Genomic DNA, 19,254 nt, shown 5'->3' on the forward strand with positions numbered 1-19,254 from the left:
ATCGCAGGCATGTCCCGTGTCTGCCCCATCGTTTCCCTCCCGTTTCTGCTTCTGTGACCTTTGTCCCGGCAAACACTGCGAGTCATCCTGTCGGGGTGGCGGATGTTTGAATCTGTACTGAAGCGGTTTTCACTGCCCCAGCTGAGCCGCATGCTGCTGGCGGTGATGCTGTCGATGCTGCTGGTGGTGTCAGGGCTGGCCTCCGTTGTGGCCAAGGGGCCGGAGTTCGAGCAGGTGTTCCGCGAGTCCGGCGTGATGATGCTGCTGATCGAGCCCGACAGTGGCCGGATCATCGAAGCCAACGCCGCGGCAGCCGCTTTTTACGGCTATCCGGTTGAACAGCTGCAGCGCATGAGCATCCAGCAGATCAATACCTTTACCCCGGAGCAGGTGGCACAGGAGCGAGCCCTGGCCGAAGCCGAAGGGCGCAACTATTTCCTGTTCCGCCACCGTTTGGCCGATGGCGAAGTTCGCACCGTTGAAGTCCATTCGCGCCCCTATTACTTCAACGAACAGAACCTGCTGTTTTCCATCATCACCGATATCACTCCGGGGCGGCACGCCGCACAGGATCTCTGGCACTATCAGGAGCGGCTGGAGGCGATGGTGGATGCACAGGTGAATGAACTTGAGCGCAGTCGCAAACTGCAGGTCTGGCTGCTGGCCGGAGGTTTGCTGGTGCAGGCGCTGGTCATCACCATACTGATTCTGAACATCCAGCGCAGGCGTCAACTGGAGCGGGAACGCCGCAGAACCACAGCAGCACTTGAGCTGAGCAGTGAACGCCTCCGAGAGGCTCAACGCATTGCCAGAGTTGGCAGCTGGGAGCTGAATCACACCAATCAGCGCTTTACCTGTTCGGATGAAATGTACCGCTTGCTGGATCTTGATCCGTCTGACAATGACTCCAGCTATCGCCAGGCGCTGTCGCGACTGCACCCTGAAGACAGACAGCGAATCAGGGAGGTGTACAGTGAGGCCCTGAGAACCGGCAAAACCTATGAGATCAATCATCGCCTGTTGCTGCCGGGTGATATCGTCAAACACGTCAGTGTGTGTGCCGAAACCGTGTATACGCCCGAGGGTGAGCCGGTGCAGACATTGGGGACGGTGCAGGACATTACCGAGCAGCAGTTGACGCGGCAGGCGCTGGCTGCTCTGGCGACCAGCTTTGCTCCGCTGTCAGGGAAAGACTTCTATGAGGCGGTCAGTCGGCATCTGGTTGAGGCGCTGGGTGTTGAATATGCCTTCGTGGCAAGGCTGTCCAGTGATGGCCAGCGGGCCGAAGTGCTGGCCGGCTGGTCTGACGAAGGCAGTATTCACCGCTTCAGCTACGCCTTGGCCGATACGCCCTGCGCAGACGTGCTGCAGCATCATCAGCTGCTGCACGAAAACGATATTCAAACACTCTACCCCCAGGATCTGATGCTGGTGGATATGGGGGCGCAGGCTTATATTGGCAGTGCCTTGCTGGACAAGCAGCAGCAACCTGTTGGGCTGCTGGTTGCCTTAAGTCAGCGGCCACTGCAGCAGGCGCATATGGCAACAGGACTGATGCAACTGTTTGTGGACCGCGTCAGTGCCGAAATGCAGCGCAGTCATGCAGAACAGCTCAGTGCACAGGCGGATCGTTATCGGCAGATCGTGCTGAAGTTCTCCAGCCGTTTCATCAACCTGCCGCTGAATCAAATCGAATCCGCTCTGGATGATGCCATGCGCGAGATCGGCAGCTTTTTTGATGCCGATCGCTGCTACCTGTTCGAGTATGACTTTGAGCGTAAAACCGCCTCGATGACGTTTGAATGGTGTGCCAAGGGCGTTGACCCACAAGCGCACAAGCTGCAGCAGCTACCGATGGATGAGTTCCCCAACTGGATTGATCTGCACGGTAGAGGCGAGCCGATTGTCATAGCGGACCTGGAGCAGGTTCCCGACCCCTTTGTAGCCGAAATACTGAAATCACAGGGCACCAAAAGCCTGATTGATCAGCCGTTGATGGGCAGGGGCAGCTGTAGCGGTTTTATCGGTATTTCCTCCATGCGCCACCGCAATAAATTTGGCAGCGAAACCGTGGCTCTGCTGAAACTGTTTGCCGAACTGCTGGTGAGCCTGAGACGTAGAGAGCTGCATGAGAGCCAGCTGCGCCTGTCTGCAAGCGTATTTGATAACGCTAACGAAGGCATCATGATTACCAACCCTGACGGCAATATTGTCAGCGTCAACAACGCCTTTACCCGTACAACCGGTTACGCGGCCGACGAGGTGATGGGGCGAACCCCCGCTTTCCTCAACTCTGACCTTCAGGGCAAGCACTTCCACGCCAGCATGTGGCAGGCCCTGCAACGTGATAGCCACTGGAGTGGGGAGGTCTGGAACCGACACAAGGCAGGTGAACTTTATGCCGTACTGCAGAAGGTAAATGCATTTTACGACGAGGCCGGTCGCTTGCAGGGCTATGTGTCGTTGCTGTCCGATATCACAACCCTCAAGCTGCAGCAGAAACAGCTTGAGCAGATCGCCCACTTTGACCCGCTGACCGGCTTGCCCAACCGAACTCTGCTGGCGGATCGTCTGCAACAGGCGATGGCACAGGCCAATCGTCATGACATCAGCATCGCGGTGCTGTTTATCGACCTGGATGGCTTCAAGGCTGTCAATGATACCCATAGCCATGCAGTGGGTGATCAGCTGCTGGTGCAGGTGGCACGGCGCATGAAGCGGGTGATGCGTGATGAAGACACTCTTGCCCGGTTGGGTGGGGATGAATTCGTTGCCGTATTGCAGAACCTGGAAAGCCCGAGTGCCAGTACGCCGGTACTGGAGCGCCTGCTGCAGTCGGCGGCCGAACCGGTCCAGCTGGATGATCTGGAGCTGGCCGTTTCCGCCAGTATTGGTGTGGTGTTTTATCCGCAGCAGGAGTCCCTGGATGCCGATCAGCTGCAGCGTCAGGCTGATCAGGCGATGTATCAGGCCAAGCAGGCGGGCAAGAACCGGTACCATCTGTTTGATGTGGAACGTGACAGGGCGGTTCGTGACCAGCATGAAAGCCTGGAACGCATCCGGGAAGCGCTGTACAACCAGGAATTCAAGCTGTTCTATCAGCCCAAGGTGAACATGCGCACTGGCGAAGTGATCGGTTGTGAGGCGCTGATTCGCTGGCAGCACCCTGAACGGGGTCTGTTGCCACCGGCTGCTTTCCTTCCCGTGATTGAAAACCACCCCCTGGCGATTGAGTTGGGGCACTGGGTGCTGTGTACGGCGCTGGATCAGCTGCTGAGTTGGAAACGGGCCGGTATCGCGTTGCAGGTCAGCGTTAATATCGACGCCATCCATCTGCAGCATGCCAGTTTTGTCGAGCGCCTGGACGAAGAGCTGCAACAGCGGCCCGAGATTCAGCCCGGTGATCTGGAGCTGGAAATTCTGGAAACCACGGCACTGGATGATGTGGTGCAGGTATCGGACATCATCATCGCCTGCCAGCGTTTGGGCGTGGGCTTTGCGCTGGACGACTTCGGTACCGGTTACTCGTCGCTCACCTATCTTAAGTGTCTGCCGGCTGAGCTGCTCAAGATTGACCGCAGCTTTGTGCGTGACATGCTTGATGACCCGGATGATCTGGCGATTCTGGATGGTGTCATTCGTCTGGCTCAGGCTTTCCGTCGCTCTGTTATTGCCGAAGGGGTCGAAACTCAGGCCCATTGTCAGGCGTTGCTGGATCTGGGCTGTGAGCTGGGCCAGGGTTATGCCATTGCCAGACCGATGCCGAATGATGAGCTCTCGGCGTGGCTGCAGCAGTGGACAGAGCAGTGGCAGCCTGAGGCTGAAGCCCTGGATTGATTGCCGCCGCGGCTATAACCAGCGGCGGCGTGCAAACGCATAATACAGCAGCGGCACAATAATGATCGTCAGCAGTGTCGACATGGCAAGGCCAAACACCAGCGAGATTGCCAGTCCGTTGAAGATCGGGTCGCCAAGAATGAACCAGGCACCCACCATCGCGGAAACCGCTGTCAGAGCGATGGGCTTGATCCTGACGGCTCCGGCCATCACCACCGCGTCTTCCAATGCCATCCCTTCATCCTGTAACTGACGAATAAATACCACCAGCAGGATGGAGTTGCGCACGATAATGCCTGCCAGAGCAATCATGCCGATCATGCTGGTCGCGGTAAACTCGCGGCCCAGCAGAGCATGGCCGGGCAGAATCCCAATCAGCGTCAGCGGAATGGGGGCCATGATCACCAGCGGCATCAGGTAGGAGCGGAATTGCGCCACCAGCAGTACAAAGATCATGAACACGCCAACACTGTAGGCCAGTCCCATGTCTCTGAACGTCTCATAGGTGATCTGCCACTCGCCGTCCCATTTCAGTGTGCCAAGCTCCGGCAGGTCCGGCTGACGAATAAAGAACTGTTCCGGCGCATCCTCCAGCTGATTCAGTGCATTCACCATGCGGAACATGCCATAGAGTGGAGAGTCGATCGCACCGGCCATGTCCGCCGTGACATAGGTCACCGGCAGCAGGTCCTTGTGATAGCGGGCCGCGTCCCAGTCTGACTCAACAACCTGGGCGAAGCTGGCAAGAGGAATCAGCTGGCCTTCACGGTTTCGCAGCTGCAGCGAGAGCAGTGCCGATGGCTGTGCCTTGTCGCCTTCATGCAGAATAACCCGGATCGGGACCGGATATTTGGCATGTTCGTCATGCAGATAACTCAGGTTGCTGCCGCCAAGTGCTGTCTGCAGTGCCTGCACGGCCTGCGCCTGGGAAATGCCCAGCCGAGCCGCACGGGCGCGATCAACCACCACCTGCCATTGCCGGGTGGGTGCTTCCAGTGTTGAGTCGATATCGACCAATCCTTCGATCTGCTGCATCTGTGCCATCAACTGACGCGCCAGCTCCGCTCGTCTGGTCGCATCGGCCGCGTACACTTCGGCGACCAGCGGTGACAGGACGGGAGGGCCGGGAGGTACCTCGACAATTTTCACCGAAGCGTCAAAAGGCGCGGCGATCGCCTGCAGGGGCTGGCGCAACGATTGGGCAATGTTGTGTGACGGGCGTTCACGCTCGCTTTCAGCGACCAGATTGACCTGCAGGTCTCCCTGCCAGGGGTCGCTGCGCAGATAATACTGGCGTACCAGCCCGTTGAAGTTGATCGGCGCCGAGGTGCCGGCATAGCTTTGCCAGTTCGCAACTTCCGCAACGGTTTCAAGGTGCTGCCCCAGCGCCAGCAATAGGCGTTGCGTCTCCTCCATCGGAGCGGTTTCCGGCATGTCGACCACGACCTGCAGCTCCGACTTATTGTCAAACGGCAGCATTTTCAGAATCACCAGCTGATACACCGGCAGGGCAGCGGCCAGCAACGTCAGGCCGACCACCAGCAGTGCCAGCAGGGCCCGGCGGCCGCGGTGAGCCCCCAGAAACGGAGTCAGCAGGCGGCTGAAAAGCCGGAGTGTTGTCGGGTTGACACCATCACCCGAACTGCCGGTTTCGCTGGCCTGTGTCCCCTGACGGTGGTGCAGCAGACGCAGTGCCAGCCAGGGGGCGACCACAAAGGCGACAATCTGTGAAATCACCATGCCGGCCGATGCATTGATCGGGATAGGGCTCATGTACGGGCCCATCAGGCCGCTTACAAAAGCCATGGGGATCAGGGCAGCCATGATGGTCAGACTGGCCATAATGGTTGGCGTACCCACCTCGTCAACGGCAACCGGAATGATATCCTTCACTGGATGAAGAGAGTTCTGTATGCGCCGGTTGATGTTTTCCGTGATGACGATGCCGTCATCTACCAGAATCCCGATGGAGAAAATCAACGCGAACAGCGACACCCGGTTAAGGGTGAAGCCCCAGGCCCAGGAAAACACCAGTGTCAGCAGCAGGGTTACCAGTACAGCAACACCGACGATAGTGGCCTGGCGCCAGCCCATGGCGGCCAGCACCAGCAGCATCACACACAGGGTGGCAGAGACCAGATCCGTGATCAGCTTGCGGGCCTTGGCTGAAGCGGTTTCGCCATAGTTGCGCGTGATCACCACCTCGATATCTTCGGGCAATGCCCGGTTCTTGAGCAGTTGCAGCCTTGCTTCGATGGCTTCGGTAATGTTGATCGCATTTTCGCCGGGCTGCTTCGCAATGGCCAGTGTTACGGCAGGATATACCTGTCCGATGGTGCCGGGCCTATCCGCTGCCTTGCCCGGGCCGAACCCCAGCATAACGCTGCGATCCGGTACAGTACGGCCCCTGCTGATTTCGGCTACATCACGCAGGAAGACAGCGGCTCCCTGGTGCATACCGATTACCAGACTGCGGATGCTCTCAATATCTTCCAGCAGCAGGCCTGCCTGCACCGGAATGGAGAGGCTGTTACGGGTGATCCTGACCGGTTGTGAGCTGCTGTTGGCGGCCTGCAATGCCTGTGCGATATCATCCAGGGCAAGTCGGTACCCGGCCAGCAGGGCGGGATCAAAATGCACCTCGACCCGATCAGGTACACCGCCAACGGTATAGATATCCCGCGTACCCGGTATCCGCTTCAGTGCCACCTCCAGCATGTGTGCCAGCCGGGTCAGCTCCTCACCGCCGTAACGTTGTTGCGGGTCATACAGCGTCAGAGTCATGATCGGTACGTCATCAATGCTTCGTGGCTTGACCAGCGGCGGGCTGGCGCCAAGGTCGGCAGGCAGCCAGTCCTGATTGGAGTAGACCTGATTGTAGAGTCGGACCAGTGCCTCTTGACGGCTGACACCAACCTTGAACTGAACGGTGATCACGGCCTGTCCCTGACGTGATACCGAGTAGACATGCTTGACCCCTTCGATCTCGCTCATTACCTGTTCGGCGGGCGTGGCGATCAGGTTCTCGACCTCAGCGGCACCGGCACCGGGCATGGCCACCAGAATATCGGCCAATGTCACGTCGATCTGGGGTTCTTCCTCCTTGGGGGTGAACACGAGCACCAGAATACCGAGCAGGATGGCCAGCAGGGCCAGCAGAGGTGTCAGGCGCGAGTTCTGAAATACGCGGGCGATCGCGCCCGAAGGGCCGACGGGCGGCAGTGACGCGCTCAAGGCCGAGACTCCCCGCTAACACTCAGTTCAGGCTGGCCGCTGAGCTGCAGCGGATGAGCCACGATGCGTTCTCCTTCAATCAGGCCTGCCAGAATCTCGACCTGGTCACCGTTGCGAACACCGGTGCGTACCTGACGCAGGCGAGGGTGGTCGTTGCCATCGAGCACAAACACGGCTCTCAGTTCGCTGCGATGCAGCAGGCTGGTAGCGGGTATCCAGAGCGCGTCGCGGTTGGCAACAGGGATGCTGACCTTGACCAGCATGCCCGGAAACAGGCGGGTATCGGGCTCATCCAGCGTCATGCGCAGTCGAAAGCTGTGGCTTATCGGGTCAGCATAGGGGTAGAACGTCATTTTGCCGGTGGGCAGCACATCACCATCCGGCAGTGTGACACGGGCCTTGCGTGCTTCGCGGGCGATACCGGCATATTGTTGCGGCAAATCCACCACCACACGCAGCTGCTCCAGTGAAAGGCCGCTGAGCAGGGGCTGGCCGGGATTGACGCTCTCACCCAGCTCTACATGGCGTTCGGTCAAAATACCCCCGTAGGGAGCGGTAACACGGGTATAGTCCAGCTGCTTGCGGGCCTCGGCAACCGCTGCCTGAGCACCAGCCAGACGTGCTTCGCTGGCGCTGAGCTGGTTGCGAGCCTGATCCAGCGCCTGGTCGGCAATCATGCGGCGCTCATGCAGTGAGCGACTGCGACTGAACTGCTGACGTGCATCCGCAAGGCCCGCTTCGGCTTCAGACAGAGCAGCCTGGGCCTGCTGCAACCGCGCCTGCTGTTCGTTGTCTTCAAGCTGCACGATCAGAGCTCCGGCCGGTACCGAATCATCTACGTCATAGGGCAGGGCAGTGACACGTCCACTGGTTTGAGCCGAAACCGTGCTCTGTTGCACCGCTTCGATAACACCATCGAGCTGTACCTTTTCTTCCAGGGCACGGCGCTCGACAGAGACGCTTTCAATCGACTCGGCAGCCATGACATTGCCGGCGAGGCCCAGCAGCAGAACGGTAAGCAGACGTTGCAGCGGTGCAGATAACATGGTGAGGCCTCTTTGAATATATTAGATAAATCTAAATACAAAGTGGCGGATCGTCAATGAACGGACGCCGATCCTGTTTGCAACTGCTGTTCACACTCGGCAAGCGGCAGAGGGCGAGCAAACAGATAGCCCTGATAGTGCAGGCAGCCATAGGCTTCAAGAATGGCGCGCTGCTGCTCGGTTTCGACACCTTCTGCGATAACGTCAAGAGACAGGGCGTGGCCCATGGCGATGATGGTCTTGATGATCATGGCATCGTCGTTGTCAGTGGCGATATCACGTACAAACGACTGATCGATTTTGATCTGGTCCAGCGGCAGTCGTTTCAGGTACTGAAGTGATGAGTAGCCGGTCCCGAAGTCATCCATTGAGAATTTCACGCCGCGCTCGCGCAGTTGAACCATCTTGCTGATGGTTTCTTCGACATAGTCAAGCACGGTGGACTCGGTCAGCTCGATTTTGAGCTTGCCGGGTGGCACTTCGGTTTGGGATAAAATTGCCTCAACATCGGCCACGAAGTCGGACTGACGGAACTGACGCGCACTGACATTGACCGCCAGCTGGAGCTTGGCCGTGAGCGGATTGTCCTGCCAGCGACAAAGCTGTTCGCAGGAGGTTTTCAGTACCCAGCTGCCGATCGGTACGATCAGGCCGGTTTCTTCCGCCAGCGGAATGAATTGAGCCGGAGAGACCAGCCCCTTTTCGGCGTGACGCCAGCGCAGCAGGGCCTCTGCCCCCGTGGCGTTGCCCTTGCAATCGAATTGTAGCTGGTAGAAAAGCTCAAGCTCATCACGGTCGATCGCCTGACGCAGTTCATTTTCCAGCTCTGCACGCTGGCTGATTTCGGCCTGAATCTGTGGGTCGTAGAAGCTGACAGTATTGCGTCCGGCTTCCTTGGCCTGATACTTGGCCAGCTCGGCCTGCCCCAGAAGCGCTTCACTTTCAAACTGGCGGTCGGTAAACAGTGCAATACCGATGCTGACGCTCAGGAAATGATTGAAGTCCTCGATTGAGTACTCGCCTTCAAGGCCGCAGCGCAATTCCTGTGCGATCTGTTCCGCTTCCCGTGCTGCCAGAGAACGATCGCTTTGAGGCAGTTCGACCAGTACGGCAAATTCGTCCCCCCCGACACGCGCCAGCAGGTCGCCTTCACGCAGCAGGGTACGAATCTTCAACGCCAGCTCGAACAGGAAGCTGTCACCTGCCTGGTGGCCACGCAGATCGTTCAGCAGCTTGAAGCGGTCCAGATCGATCCAGAGCAGGGCGTAGTAGTTTTTCATCCGCTCACTGCTGGTCAGGTGTATCAGTTGTTCCTGCAGCATGCGGCGGTTGGGCAACTCGGTGAGTGCATCATAGAAGATCAGGCGGTGATTGGCCTCTTCGGCCTGAATACGCCGCACCATGTCATCACGAAACCCCAGCAGGACGCCGGCAATACGCCCGAACTCACCTTTGGAGGTGCGCTGCAAGCGTTCTATGGATGGCAATTTCAGGCAGGCACTCTGGTTATAGGCCAGTTGGCTGAGTGCATCGGCAATGTCTCGTACTCGGCTGCTGATCATGCGAGCCACGAGAATCACGATAAGGGTAATGACCAATGCGGCCAACAGGCTCATGACCAGAATGCGCAGGAACGTCTGGTCGTAACGGGTCTGGCTTTCCCGTTCACGCTGCAGAGCGCGCTCCGTGAGCAGCACCGATATTCGACCGGTAAACTGTGAAAACTCGTTGTAGCTTTGCTGGGCTGTCGCGAAGAAGCGATTGGCGGTATTCGGGTCGATGGCGGCGATCTCAGTGGCCATGATCACCATGCTGCGATAGGCCTCGAACTCTTCTGCCAGTCGGTTGACCGAGTTGTGGTTGACCTCCTTGAGCAGGCTGGATTGGCGCAGGGTTTCAACCCGAGTGTTGATCTCTGCCAGTTCATCAACGAAATCCCGGTGGGCGTAATAGACTTGGACTTCAGTCAGATCGCGAGTGCGGGCCCGATCCAGGACATCAATGACACGGCTGTGAAGATGGGCGATATCACGGTTAAAACTGGCCTCCTGATGGATGGTGGCCAGGTCCAGCGCAAGGGCAGCACTGCTGTCCTGTTGCTGCTGGCGCAGACTGTTGAGGGACAGATAGCCCAGCAGTATGCCCATGAACAGTACCAGCAGAGCGGGCAACAGGAACATCATCAGGATGGTTTTACCCGCGCGCATCAGGTTTACTCCGCCACTTGCAGCAGACTGTTCCAGTGGTTGGGCTCGATGCTGGCAACGTAATCAAAGCCGCTGCCATCGGGGCGGGGGCGAATGATGACCAGTGTGCCTTCGACCGGGAAATACTCCATCACTTCAACCATATTCGGGCCGTGGGCAACCAGAACTCGGTTGCTGCCGGGTGCTACGGGTGTACTCAGAAGCTCATGGGTGCGGGCAATGATCGGCTGTTTCTCACTGCTGGTCAGCGCCGCCACGTACATCAGATTCTGATCAACCCGATACCCCTCATCACCAAAGATGATGGCGGCTGTCTGGTAGGCTCGGCACAGCGGGCTGCTGTATACATCGCTGAAGGGAATGTTGGCCTGATGAAACTGGCGGGCGACATCACGCATGATGTCGCGACCGGCCTGCGAAAGGGGGCGCTGTGTGCCGCAGTCGTCAAGGTCAATTGGTACCTGATCCGGCTGGCCCGAGTCGGTAGGGCCATGGCGAATAAACAGGACATATCCCCCCTCACGGATGGCCTCAAGCTGGGCCATGGTGGCAGGCGAGGGGGAGAAAGGTTCGGCCCGTGTCAGTGTAGTCAGCACCACAAGAGCAAGGCCGAGCAGCCAGCGTACCTGTTGTTTCATGAAAGATCCCTCTCGACAGGCGTTGTTGTATTAGCGGACAGTACAACAAAACCCACTTATTTAAAATGGCTTCTACACTGGCATCAGTATGATACAACAGGGCTATTGAGAATTTAGCGGAGGGCCGGATGCCGATGCCACTGACTGAATTGCTGCGAGAGGTGCGTGCCTGCCGCATCTGTGCCGACCAGCTGCCGCTTGGCCCCAGACCGGTGGTGCAGGCAGACGCTCGGGCGCGCTTGCTGATCGTGGGGCAGGCGCCGGGGCTGAAGGTGCATGAAACTGGCATCCCGTTCAACGATGCCAGTGGTGATCGTCTGCGGGAGTGGCTTGGCCTGACCCGTGACCGTTTCTACGATCCTTCCAGAGTGGCGATTGTACCCATGGGGTTCTGTTATCCCGGACGCGGCAAGTCAGGTGATAATCCGCCTCGCCCGGAGTGCGCCCCGGCCTGGCGCGCACAATTGCTTGCCGAGCTGCCTGACATTGAGTTGACCCTGCTGGTAGGGCGTTATGCGCAGGAGTGGCATTTGGGCAAGGGCATGAGCCTGACCGAGCGGGTCAGCCGCTGGCAGGAATTCGGACCGAGCCGCATACCGTTACCGCATCCAAGCCCGCGCAATAATCTGTGGCTGCGGCGCAACCCCTGGTTCGAGCAGGAGTTATTGCCTCAATTGCAGCGGAAGATAGCCTTAATTATGTCGGATTGAGCCACTTTGGCGATCAGGCTTTGAGTCTTGTCCGCCAAGCGCCTAAAATTGCCGGCCTGAATTCAAGGGAGCCACATTTTGTCACTACCGCCATTTGTACCCGGACAGCGCTGGATCAGTAACAGTGAAGCAGAACTTGGTCTGGGCATCGTCGTCGAATATGCCAACCGCCGTGTCGAGATCCGTTTTCCGGCCGCTGAAGAAACCCGTACCTATGCCGCCGATAACGCACCTCTCAGCCGTGTTGCCTATGAACCCGGAGACCGGGTCTGCAATATGCTCGGAGATGCGATGGAGGTGGTTGAGCGGATGGAGCATAACCAGTGCTTCATCTACCGCGGCGTTGATGAGGCGGGCGAAGAGGTCATTTTGCCTGAACTGGAGCTCGACAGCGCGGTTCATTTCAGCCGACCACAGGAGCGGCTGTTTGCAGGGCAGATCGACCGCAATGGCCTGTTCAAGCTGCGTGTCGCGATTCTTGAGCAACAGCATCGGCTCAGAGCTTCGGCTGCACACGGTCTGCTGGGTGCCCGTGTACAGCTGTTGCCGCATCAGTTCTACATTGCCAGCGAGCTGAGCCAGCGCATGGCGCCGAGAGCGCTGCTGGCGGATGAGGTGGGGCTTGGCAAGACCATTGAGGCCGGCCTGGTGATCCACCAGCGTCTGATCAGCGGACGTGCCAGCCGTGTACTGGTTGTAGTGCCGGATTCACTGGTGCATCAATGGCTGGTGGAGATGCTGCGCCGTTTCAATCTGAGGTTCAGCCTGCTGGATGAGGCGCGCTGCGTTGATATTGAACTGGGTGGGCAGGCCAATCCGTTTGAATCCAGCCAGCTGGTGATCTGCCCGCTGTCTCTTTTGACGCGCTCGGATGCGCGCCAGCTGCAGGCTCAGGCGGCCGGCTGGGATCTGCTGGTGGTTGACGAAGCTCACCATCTGGGCTGGAGTCAGGAGACGCCAAGCCATGCCTATCGTTCCATTGAAGCGCTGGCACAGGATACGCCGGGCGTTCTGTTGTTGACCGCCACACCTGAGCAGCTTGGGCCTGAAGGTCATTTTGCCCGCCTGCGCCTGCTTGATCCGGCTCGCTACCCTGATCTGCAGCAGTTTCTGGATGAGGAACACCGTTACCTGCAGCTGAACAGTCTGATCGAACCCTTGCTGGGTGATGACGGGGCCAGTGTCCTGCAGGCTGACGTGCATCTGCAGAAGGCTCTGGCCGAGCGGCTTGGCAACACGGTGGTGGATGACTGGTTGCGGCTGCCCGAACCACAGCAGGCGCAGGGGCTGGATGGACTGATCCGCCAGCTGATAGACCGTCAGGGCACGGGGCGGGTTCTGTTCCGCAACACCCGTGATACTGTCAGTGGCTTCCCGCAGCGTCAGCTGCAGGTGCATTCACTGGAAATGCCGCCAGAGCTGGCCCTGTTTGATGAGGAAGTGGCTCCCGAGGCTTGGCTGCATCCGGAAAAAATCATCGAGGATGACTGGCTCGAAGTGGACTCGCGGGTTGAGTGGCTGGTCGAGTGGCTGAGCCTGAATCGCAACCGCAAGGTGCTGGTGATCTGCGCCCAAGCCGCCACGGCTGTAGCGCTCGAAGATCACCTCAATCTGCGTGAGGGGGTGCGTTCTGCCGTCTTCCATGAAGGCATGAGTCTGGTCAATCGAGATCGTGCAGCAGCCTATTTTGCCGAAGAGGAATTGGGTGCTCAGGTGTTGGTTTGCTCTGAAATTGGCAGTGAAGGCCGCAACTTCCAGTTTGCCCAGCATCTGGTGCTGTTTGACCTGCCACTGACCCCGGACCTGCTGGAGCAGCGCATTGGGCGTCTGGATCGTATTGGTCAGTGTGATGATATTCAGATCCATGTGCCGGTCTATACCGGTGGTACCAGTGAAGTGCTGTTGCGCTGGTATGACGAAGGGCTGAATGCCTTTGGTCGGGTCTGTGCCGTGGGCGATGCGCTTTACCGCCGCTTTGCTCCTCGGCTTTTGCAGTGCCTGCAGCAGCCAGAAGATACTGAGGCATTGCAGGCGCTGCTGGATGATACCCGACATGAACGTGAGTCAATGGAACTCGACCTGTCTAATGGTCGTGACCGGCTGCTTGAGCTGAGCAGCTGCCGGCCGGAGCAGGCCCGGCAACTGCTGGATGAAGTGGCTGCGGCAGAAAACAGCCGTGAATTGCAGGCGTTTGCGGAAAAACTGTTTGACCGTTTTGGCGTTGATACTCAGCCGCACGGGCCGGACGGGCTGGTGTTGCACCCTGGTGATCACATGCTGTGTCAGCTGCCGGGCCTGCCCGAGGAGGGGCTGACCCTCACGTTCAGTCGTGAGCGTGCGCTGGCACGGGAAGATATCCAGTTCATGAGCTGGGAGCATCCTCTGCTGACCGGCACCATGGAGCTGATCGGGCGGGGTGAGTTGGGCAACAGCGCGGTGTGCACCCTTAAACTGCCGCCGTTGCAGGCGGGCACTTTACTGCTGGAACTCGTATATGAGCTGAGCTGTCCGGCTCCGCGCCAGCTGCAGCTGGAGCGTTACCTGCCCAGTGGCAGTGTGCGCCTGCTGCTGGATCAGGATGGTCGTGATCTGGCCGGTATGATCGGACATCAGCCACTGAACCAGCTGCTGGAAACAGTGACTCGCAATACCGGGCAGAAAATGGTCCGCCTGGCGCGGGAACAGATCAGTGCCCAGTTGAAACAGGCCGACCCACTGGTAGCAAATGCACTGGTGAAGCTGCGTGGCGAAGCGCTGGAGCAGTTGAAGCAACAGCGCAGCGCTGAATACCAGCGGTTGGCGGCTCTGGCAGAAATTAACCCGATGGTGCGTCCCGAAGAGCTTGCCGCTCTGCAGGCGGATACCGAGCAGATGGCGGCGGCGCTGGGAAATGCCGAACTCAGACTGGATGCAATCAGGTTGATTCTGGTGCGTGAATAATCTTCATCAGCGGGGAATGCTCTGAACTGTTATGCCAGACATGGATGTCGTAAAATGGTGTCACATGTTCTAAGTAAAGGAGGATATCCATGGATATCGCTTCAATGAGCACCGCCATGAGTAACATGCAGACTCAGGCCACTCATGCTACCAAGATCAACTCGATGGTGAAGGATCAGATCGAAACAACCGGGCAGCAGGCGGTCCAGTTGATTCAAAGTGCAGCGCCCGTGCCCACGGTCGATCCGACCAGCCCGGTCGGCCAAAATATCGATATTCGTGTCTGATTCCTGAATTGTCAGGCAGTAAACAATCAAGGCGCCCATGGGCGCCTTGATTGTTTAAGGGGAGTTTGAATGCGGATCTTCAAAGTGCCTTGTGCGGACCAAAGCACTCATAGTGAACGCGGCTGTCCTCCACGCCCAGGGCTTTCAGCTGGCCGGCGACATACTGCATGAAGCCAAGCGGACCACAGAAGTAGAACTGCATGCGAGGGTCGCTGATCATCTCTTTCACGGCGTTCAGATCCAGCAGGCCTTCATGGTCAAAGCGTGATTCGGCCTTGTCTGTCGCGTCCGGGATTCGGTACCAGACCTGGCTGTTGAACTGCTCATGCTGCTGACACAGCTGATCGACATGTTCTGCAAACGCGTGATGACTGCCGTTTTCGGTCGCATGGAACCAGTTCACACTGGCCTTCTGTTCGGTCAGACTTTCCAGCATGGCCAGCATTGGTGTCAGGCCCACACCGGCTGAAATCAGGGTGACCGGGGTGTCTGTCTGTGCCTGCAGGTAGAAGTCGCCGGCCGGTGGGACTAGCTCCACACGGTCGCCTGTTTGCAGGTGATCGTGCAGGAAGTTGGACACCCTGCCTTCCGGCTCGCGCTTGACCGAGATGCGGTAACGGTCACTGGCGGGTGCAGCCGACAGGCTGTACTGACGAATTTCCTGATACTCAAACCCTTCAGGCTTCAAATAGATACCCAGATACTGGCCGGGTTTGAATGGCATTACGGCACCGCCATCAACCGGTTTGAACACGAAGCTGGTGATGACATCACTTTCACGGCGCTTTTCTACCAACTCAAACGTGCGCTTGCCACGCCAGCCACCGGCCTGCTGCTCACTCTCCTGATAGATGGCTTCTTCACGGTCAATGAAAATGCCGGCCAGCACGCCGTAGGCTTCGGCCCAGGCGTCAATGACGGCCTGACCGGGGGAAAGCAGCTCATCGATGGTCGCCAGCAGGTGAGTCCCCACGATATCGTACTGTGCGGCCGTGATCTGGAAACTGGTATGTTTCTGCGCAATCTTTTCAACGGCCGGCAGCAGCGCCTCCAGATTGTCGATGTTGGCGGCATAGGCATGGACCGCGTTGAACAGCGCTTCGCGCTGGCGGCCTGACTGCTGGTGGGTGAGGTTGAAAATATCCTTCAGCTCAGGGTTGTGGCTGAACATGCGCTCATAGAAGTGCGCGGTCATGGCAGGACCGGCCTCGGCAATTACGGGGGCTGTGGATTTGACAATATCGATGGTGTTCTGGCTCAGCATGATGCTTCCTTATAAGTGTATTAATATGACATCTTTATAAAGTGTATCTTGAAAGCATCTTTTCTGTAAAGCGTTTAAGCCGGTCTAGAATTCACAACACACGCGATCCCGACCGCTTTCCTTGGCCGCATAGAGTGCGGTGTCGGCGCGAATGCTCAGGCTTTTCTGACGGTCGCCGGGGCGCCAGACAGTGACGCCGATGCTGGTGGTGCAATGACCGATCAGGGGGAAGGAGTGTTCACGGATCGCGCGACACAGGTTCTGGGCAAGGACTTCGGCATTCTCGGCGTTCGTGTTCGGGCAGATTACCATGAACTCCTCGCCACCCCAGCGGGCAATGACATCCCGTTCGCGACAGCTGCCCTTGAGGATCGTTGCGAAGTCGGTCAGCGTGGCATCTCCGGCTGCGTGACCGAAGTGGTCGTTAATCCGCTTGAAGTGATCAATGTCCAGCAGCAGTACGGCAAAATCATACTGACCACCCTGCTCTGCACGGGCAATCTCCTGGTCAAAAATACGTTCCACATAAAGCCTGTTTTTTAACCGGGTCAGTCGGTCTGTTACCGACAGCTGTTCCAGCATGCGGTTTTTCAGCTTCAGCTCTTCATGCGCATCCAGCAGCTGCAGGTTGTTTTCGCGGATGGTGTTGTTCAGGCGTGACAGCTTACGGTTCCAGAGCAGGATCAGCGCAAGTGCAAAGGCGGTGGCCAGCGTGACCTGGCCGACCAGCGTGTAGTCGGTTCGTTCGGCATAGGTGGGTGCTGTCATCCAGCGGTTGCTGATCGATTCGCGCTGATCGTCCGTGACCGACATCAGTGACTTGTTCATGATCTGGTTGAGGGTGGCGTCTTCTGCGCGCATCGCAAATCGGGCGGTGTAGTCCGACTCTATCTGGCCGGAGATCTTCAGGTTGGCAAAGAAATTTTGCCCCAGTCCTCGTGCCATTGCCGGCAGGGTGTCGGCTACGGCAAAGATCTCGCCCTCGTTCAGCGCTTTAAGTGCTGCTGACAGATCCAGATAGGGTCGTAACTGAAGCTGGGGGTAGGACTGTTGCAACCATAAGTGAGGGTCGTCATTCTGGACAACACCGATGGTTTTTTGCTCAAGCTGCTCGGTACGGCTGACAAACACTTCGTCGAGCCGGGTGGCGATCACCAACGAGGTGTTAAACAGAGGCTGGGTGAAACTCAGGCCTTGCTGCTCGGGCAGCAGGGGGGACTTGGAGATCAGGTCGCAGTGCCCCTGCTGCAGTGCTTTCAGGGCCGCTGCATAGTGTTCCACCGGCACCAATCGGAAACTGAGGCCTGAGTGGTTGCGGATTTTTTCCAGCATGTCGGCAAAGGCGCCGACATGGCGACCATCTTCGGTGATCTGCTCATACGGCATTCGGTGGCGTTGAACGCAAATGCGCAGTGCAGCTCTGGATTCGAGCCAGGACAGTTCCTGGCCGGTCAGGTGAACATAGTGGGTTGGGTTGTTGGTGCGGGCAATCCACTCCTGTTGCAGCTCGCGCTTCTCTTTTTCGGTCAGGCTGTTCATCGCTTTCTGCAGAATATCGCGCAGCAGCGGCAGATCCTTGCGTACCGCCAGCTGCAGAGAGAGCGGGTCGCCACCCTTGATATTCAGGGTGCTGAGCGTTTTCAGGTTGGGGATGCCATATTTCTGACTCAGGTGATCGGCAACGCTCATCAGCTCAATGGTGGCATCTGCCTGACCGGTGCTGACCATCATCAGTGACTCCAGGCTGTCTGATGAAGCGATCAGGTTGAGCCCATCAACACGGCTGAACTGGTCATAGAGGAAGAAACCATCCGGCAGTACCAGTGATTTGCCTTTCAGTTCTTCCAGCGTATTGATGGGTTGGCTGTCACTGTGCTGATACAGTGCCTGAGCCAGTCGCAGGTAGGGCGTCGTAAAAAGCATGTACCGCTCACGTTCCGGTGAGCGCACGATATTGGTCATGACGTCCAGTTCACCGCTGCGCATCATCTGCAGGTAGTCATCCCAGCGCTTGCCGCTGACAAACTCCACCTGCAGGCCTGCTCGCTCGGCGAGCAGTCGAATCAAGTCTACCGAGTGTCCACGGGGCTGATCATTTTCATAAAAGCTGTAGGGCTCGAAGTTCTCTTCGTTATGGACCCGGATCACCGGCATCTGCTTGACGAATTCGCGCTCTTCAGGTGTCAGTGCAACGGTGCGGGCGTTGCGGATAAAGCCAAGTGATTCGCTGCCAACCCAGTGGTCAATCAATTCACGCCATTCAGCGTCGGTAATTGCGTCCATTCCCTTCTGCAGCAGTGAGCGGATCGCCGGCCTGTCAACGCGTACACCAAAACGAAGGTCTTCACGGCCCACGTTACGCAGCTGGAACTCGCCCGCCACCTTGATATTGGTGTAGGCGTTGCGTGAGGCGTAGTGATAGCCGCTGGTCAGGTTCTGGATTGCCGCATCGACCTCGCCAAAGGCCAGCGCCCGTACCAGTCGTTCGTAATCATCAAATTCAACCACTTCGATATCGTTGTGGGAGCGCAGTTCGGGCAGGTAAAAAATGTTCTGCAGTACGCCAACGCGCTTGCCGGACAGGTCAGCAAGGCTCTTGTATTCGCCAAAGCTTTTTTGCGTAAACACAACGGTGGGAATTTCAAAGTAGGGCGTGGTGTACAGGGTATAGGGGGTGCGCTCGGGCTTGAATGAGATATCGGCAATGACATCGATCTGCTGCTCGCGCAGCATGCGCAGGTTGTTGGACCACTCGCCGGTATGAACATCAATGCGAACACCGGTTTTTTGCTCCAGCAGGCTGATCAGGTCAGCGACAAATCCCTTGTGCTGGCCGTCCTCGATAAAGGAAAACGGCACGAAGTCATACATGGCCGCCAGTGTAATGGGCTCACCCCTGTCGATCAGGGCTTGTTCACGCGAGTCCAGCGCCAGCGTGTCAGCCCAAGCTGCGGGGGCATTGAGTAGCGTCAGCAGAAACAGGCTTGCCAGACAGGCTGAAAGTACACGCGTCACTGTTCTATCCATGTCAGTTTGTGTCAGATACGAGTCAAGTTGACATGATCAGTCGGCTAGAGGCAAGCATCCTTGA

10 protein-coding genes are annotated in these 19,254 nt (G+C 57.9%); 4 read left to right on the top strand and 6 right to left on the bottom strand.

Annotated features, from left to right (window positions below; all coding sequences use genetic code 11):
- Positions 1 to 102: 102 nt before the first annotated feature.
- Entirely contained in the window at positions 103 to 3,837 is a 3,735-nt protein-coding gene (locus ABIE60_RS12545) for an EAL domain-containing protein (RefSeq protein WP_354469802.1), read from the top strand.
- A 12-nt stretch (positions 3,838 to 3,849) separates the two neighbouring features.
- Here the strand turns inward: ABIE60_RS12545 and ABIE60_RS12550 are convergent, their stop codons facing one another.
- From ABIE60_RS12550 to ABIE60_RS12565, 4 genes are read right to left on the bottom strand one after another with little or no spacing between them, the layout of a single operon-like run.
- On the bottom strand, positions 3,850 to 7,071 hold the full coding sequence (locus tag ABIE60_RS12550; protein WP_354469804.1) for an efflux RND transporter permease subunit: 3,222 nt from the start codon (positions 7,069 to 7,071) through the stop codon (positions 3,850 to 3,852).
- Complete coding sequence (locus ABIE60_RS12555; protein WP_354469806.1) at positions 7,068 to 8,117, bottom strand: efflux RND transporter periplasmic adaptor subunit; 1,050 nt, start codon at positions 8,115 to 8,117, stop codon at positions 7,068 to 7,070. The genes ABIE60_RS12550 and ABIE60_RS12555 overlap by 4 nt, the downstream gene beginning before the upstream one ends.
- A 53-nt stretch (positions 8,118 to 8,170) precedes the next feature.
- On the bottom strand, positions 8,171 to 10,324 hold the full coding sequence (locus tag ABIE60_RS12560) for a putative bifunctional diguanylate cyclase/phosphodiesterase (RefSeq protein WP_354469808.1): 2,154 nt from the start codon (positions 10,322 to 10,324) through the stop codon (positions 8,171 to 8,173).
- A 5-nt stretch (positions 10,325 to 10,329) separates the two neighbouring features.
- Positions 10,330 to 10,962, bottom strand: a complete 633-nt coding sequence (locus ABIE60_RS12565; RefSeq protein ID WP_354469810.1) for a histidine phosphatase family protein — start codon at positions 10,960 to 10,962, stop codon at positions 10,330 to 10,332.
- Positions 10,963 to 11,096: 134 nt separating this feature from the next.
- Between ABIE60_RS12565 and ABIE60_RS12570 the strand changes: the two genes are divergently transcribed.
- From ABIE60_RS12570 to ABIE60_RS12580, 3 genes are all read left to right on the top strand, one after another.
- Positions 11,097 to 11,672 carry a uracil-DNA glycosylase family protein gene (locus ABIE60_RS12570; protein ID WP_354469868.1) on the top strand — a complete coding sequence of 192 codons (576 nt, stop codon included), beginning with the start codon at positions 11,097 to 11,099 and terminating at the stop codon, positions 11,670 to 11,672.
- A 78-nt stretch (positions 11,673 to 11,750) separates the two neighbouring features.
- Positions 11,751 to 14,612 carry an RNA polymerase-associated protein RapA gene (rapA, locus tag ABIE60_RS12575; RefSeq protein WP_354469812.1) on the top strand — a complete coding sequence of 954 codons (2,862 nt, stop codon included), beginning with the start codon at positions 11,751 to 11,753 and terminating at the stop codon, positions 14,610 to 14,612.
- 89 nt (positions 14,613 to 14,701) lie between these two features.
- Positions 14,702 to 14,899: a YjfB family protein gene (locus ABIE60_RS12580; protein WP_354469814.1), complete on the top strand. Its 198-nt coding sequence runs from the start codon at positions 14,702 to 14,704 to the stop codon at positions 14,897 to 14,899.
- A 79-nt stretch (positions 14,900 to 14,978) separates the two neighbouring features.
- Here ABIE60_RS12580 and hmpA read toward each other — a convergent pair whose 3' ends face one another.
- Positions 14,979 to 16,163, bottom strand: coding sequence for an NO-inducible flavohemoprotein (gene hmpA / locus ABIE60_RS12585; RefSeq protein WP_354469816.1), 1,185 nt, complete (start codon positions 16,161 to 16,163; stop codon positions 14,979 to 14,981).
- A gap of 84 nt (positions 16,164 to 16,247) precedes the next feature.
- The gene (locus tag ABIE60_RS12590) at positions 16,248 to 19,178 is read right to left on the bottom strand and encodes a transporter substrate-binding domain-containing diguanylate cyclase (protein WP_354469818.1); all 2,931 of its coding nucleotides are present in this window, start codon (positions 19,176 to 19,178) and stop codon (positions 16,248 to 16,250) included.
- Between the last annotated feature and the right edge of the window lie 76 nt (positions 19,179 to 19,254).

The organism is Marinobacterium sp. MBR-109 (assembly GCF_040547565.1).
Lineage (GTDB): Bacteria > Pseudomonadota > Gammaproteobacteria > Pseudomonadales > Balneatricaceae > Marinobacterium.

What these genes read in the sequence shown, in the direction of transcription:
- ABIE60_RS12580 (WP_354469814.1), top strand. Translation starts at nt 14,702, where the DNA reads ATGGATATCGCTTCAATGAGCACCGCCATGAGTAACATGCAGACTCAG.
- ABIE60_RS12570 (WP_354469868.1), top strand. Translation starts at nt 11,097, where the DNA reads ATGCCACTGACTGAATTGCTGCGAGAGGTGCGTGCCTGCCGCATCTGT.
- ABIE60_RS12545 (WP_354469802.1), top strand. Translation starts at nt 103, where the DNA reads ATGTTTGAATCTGTACTGAAGCGGTTTTCACTGCCCCAGCTGAGCCGC.
- ABIE60_RS12560 (WP_354469808.1), bottom strand. Translation starts at nt 10,324, where the DNA reads ATGCGCGCGGGTAAAACCATCCTGATGATGTTCCTGTTGCCCGCTCTG.
- hmpA (WP_354469816.1), bottom strand. Translation starts at nt 16,163, where the DNA reads ATGCTGAGCCAGAACACCATCGATATTGTCAAATCCACAGCCCCCGTA.
- ABIE60_RS12565 (WP_354469810.1), bottom strand. Translation starts at nt 10,962, where the DNA reads ATGAAACAACAGGTACGCTGGCTGCTCGGCCTTGCTCTTGTGGTGCTG.
- ABIE60_RS12555 (WP_354469806.1), bottom strand. Translation starts at nt 8,117, where the DNA reads ATGTTATCTGCACCGCTGCAACGTCTGCTTACCGTTCTGCTGCTGGGC.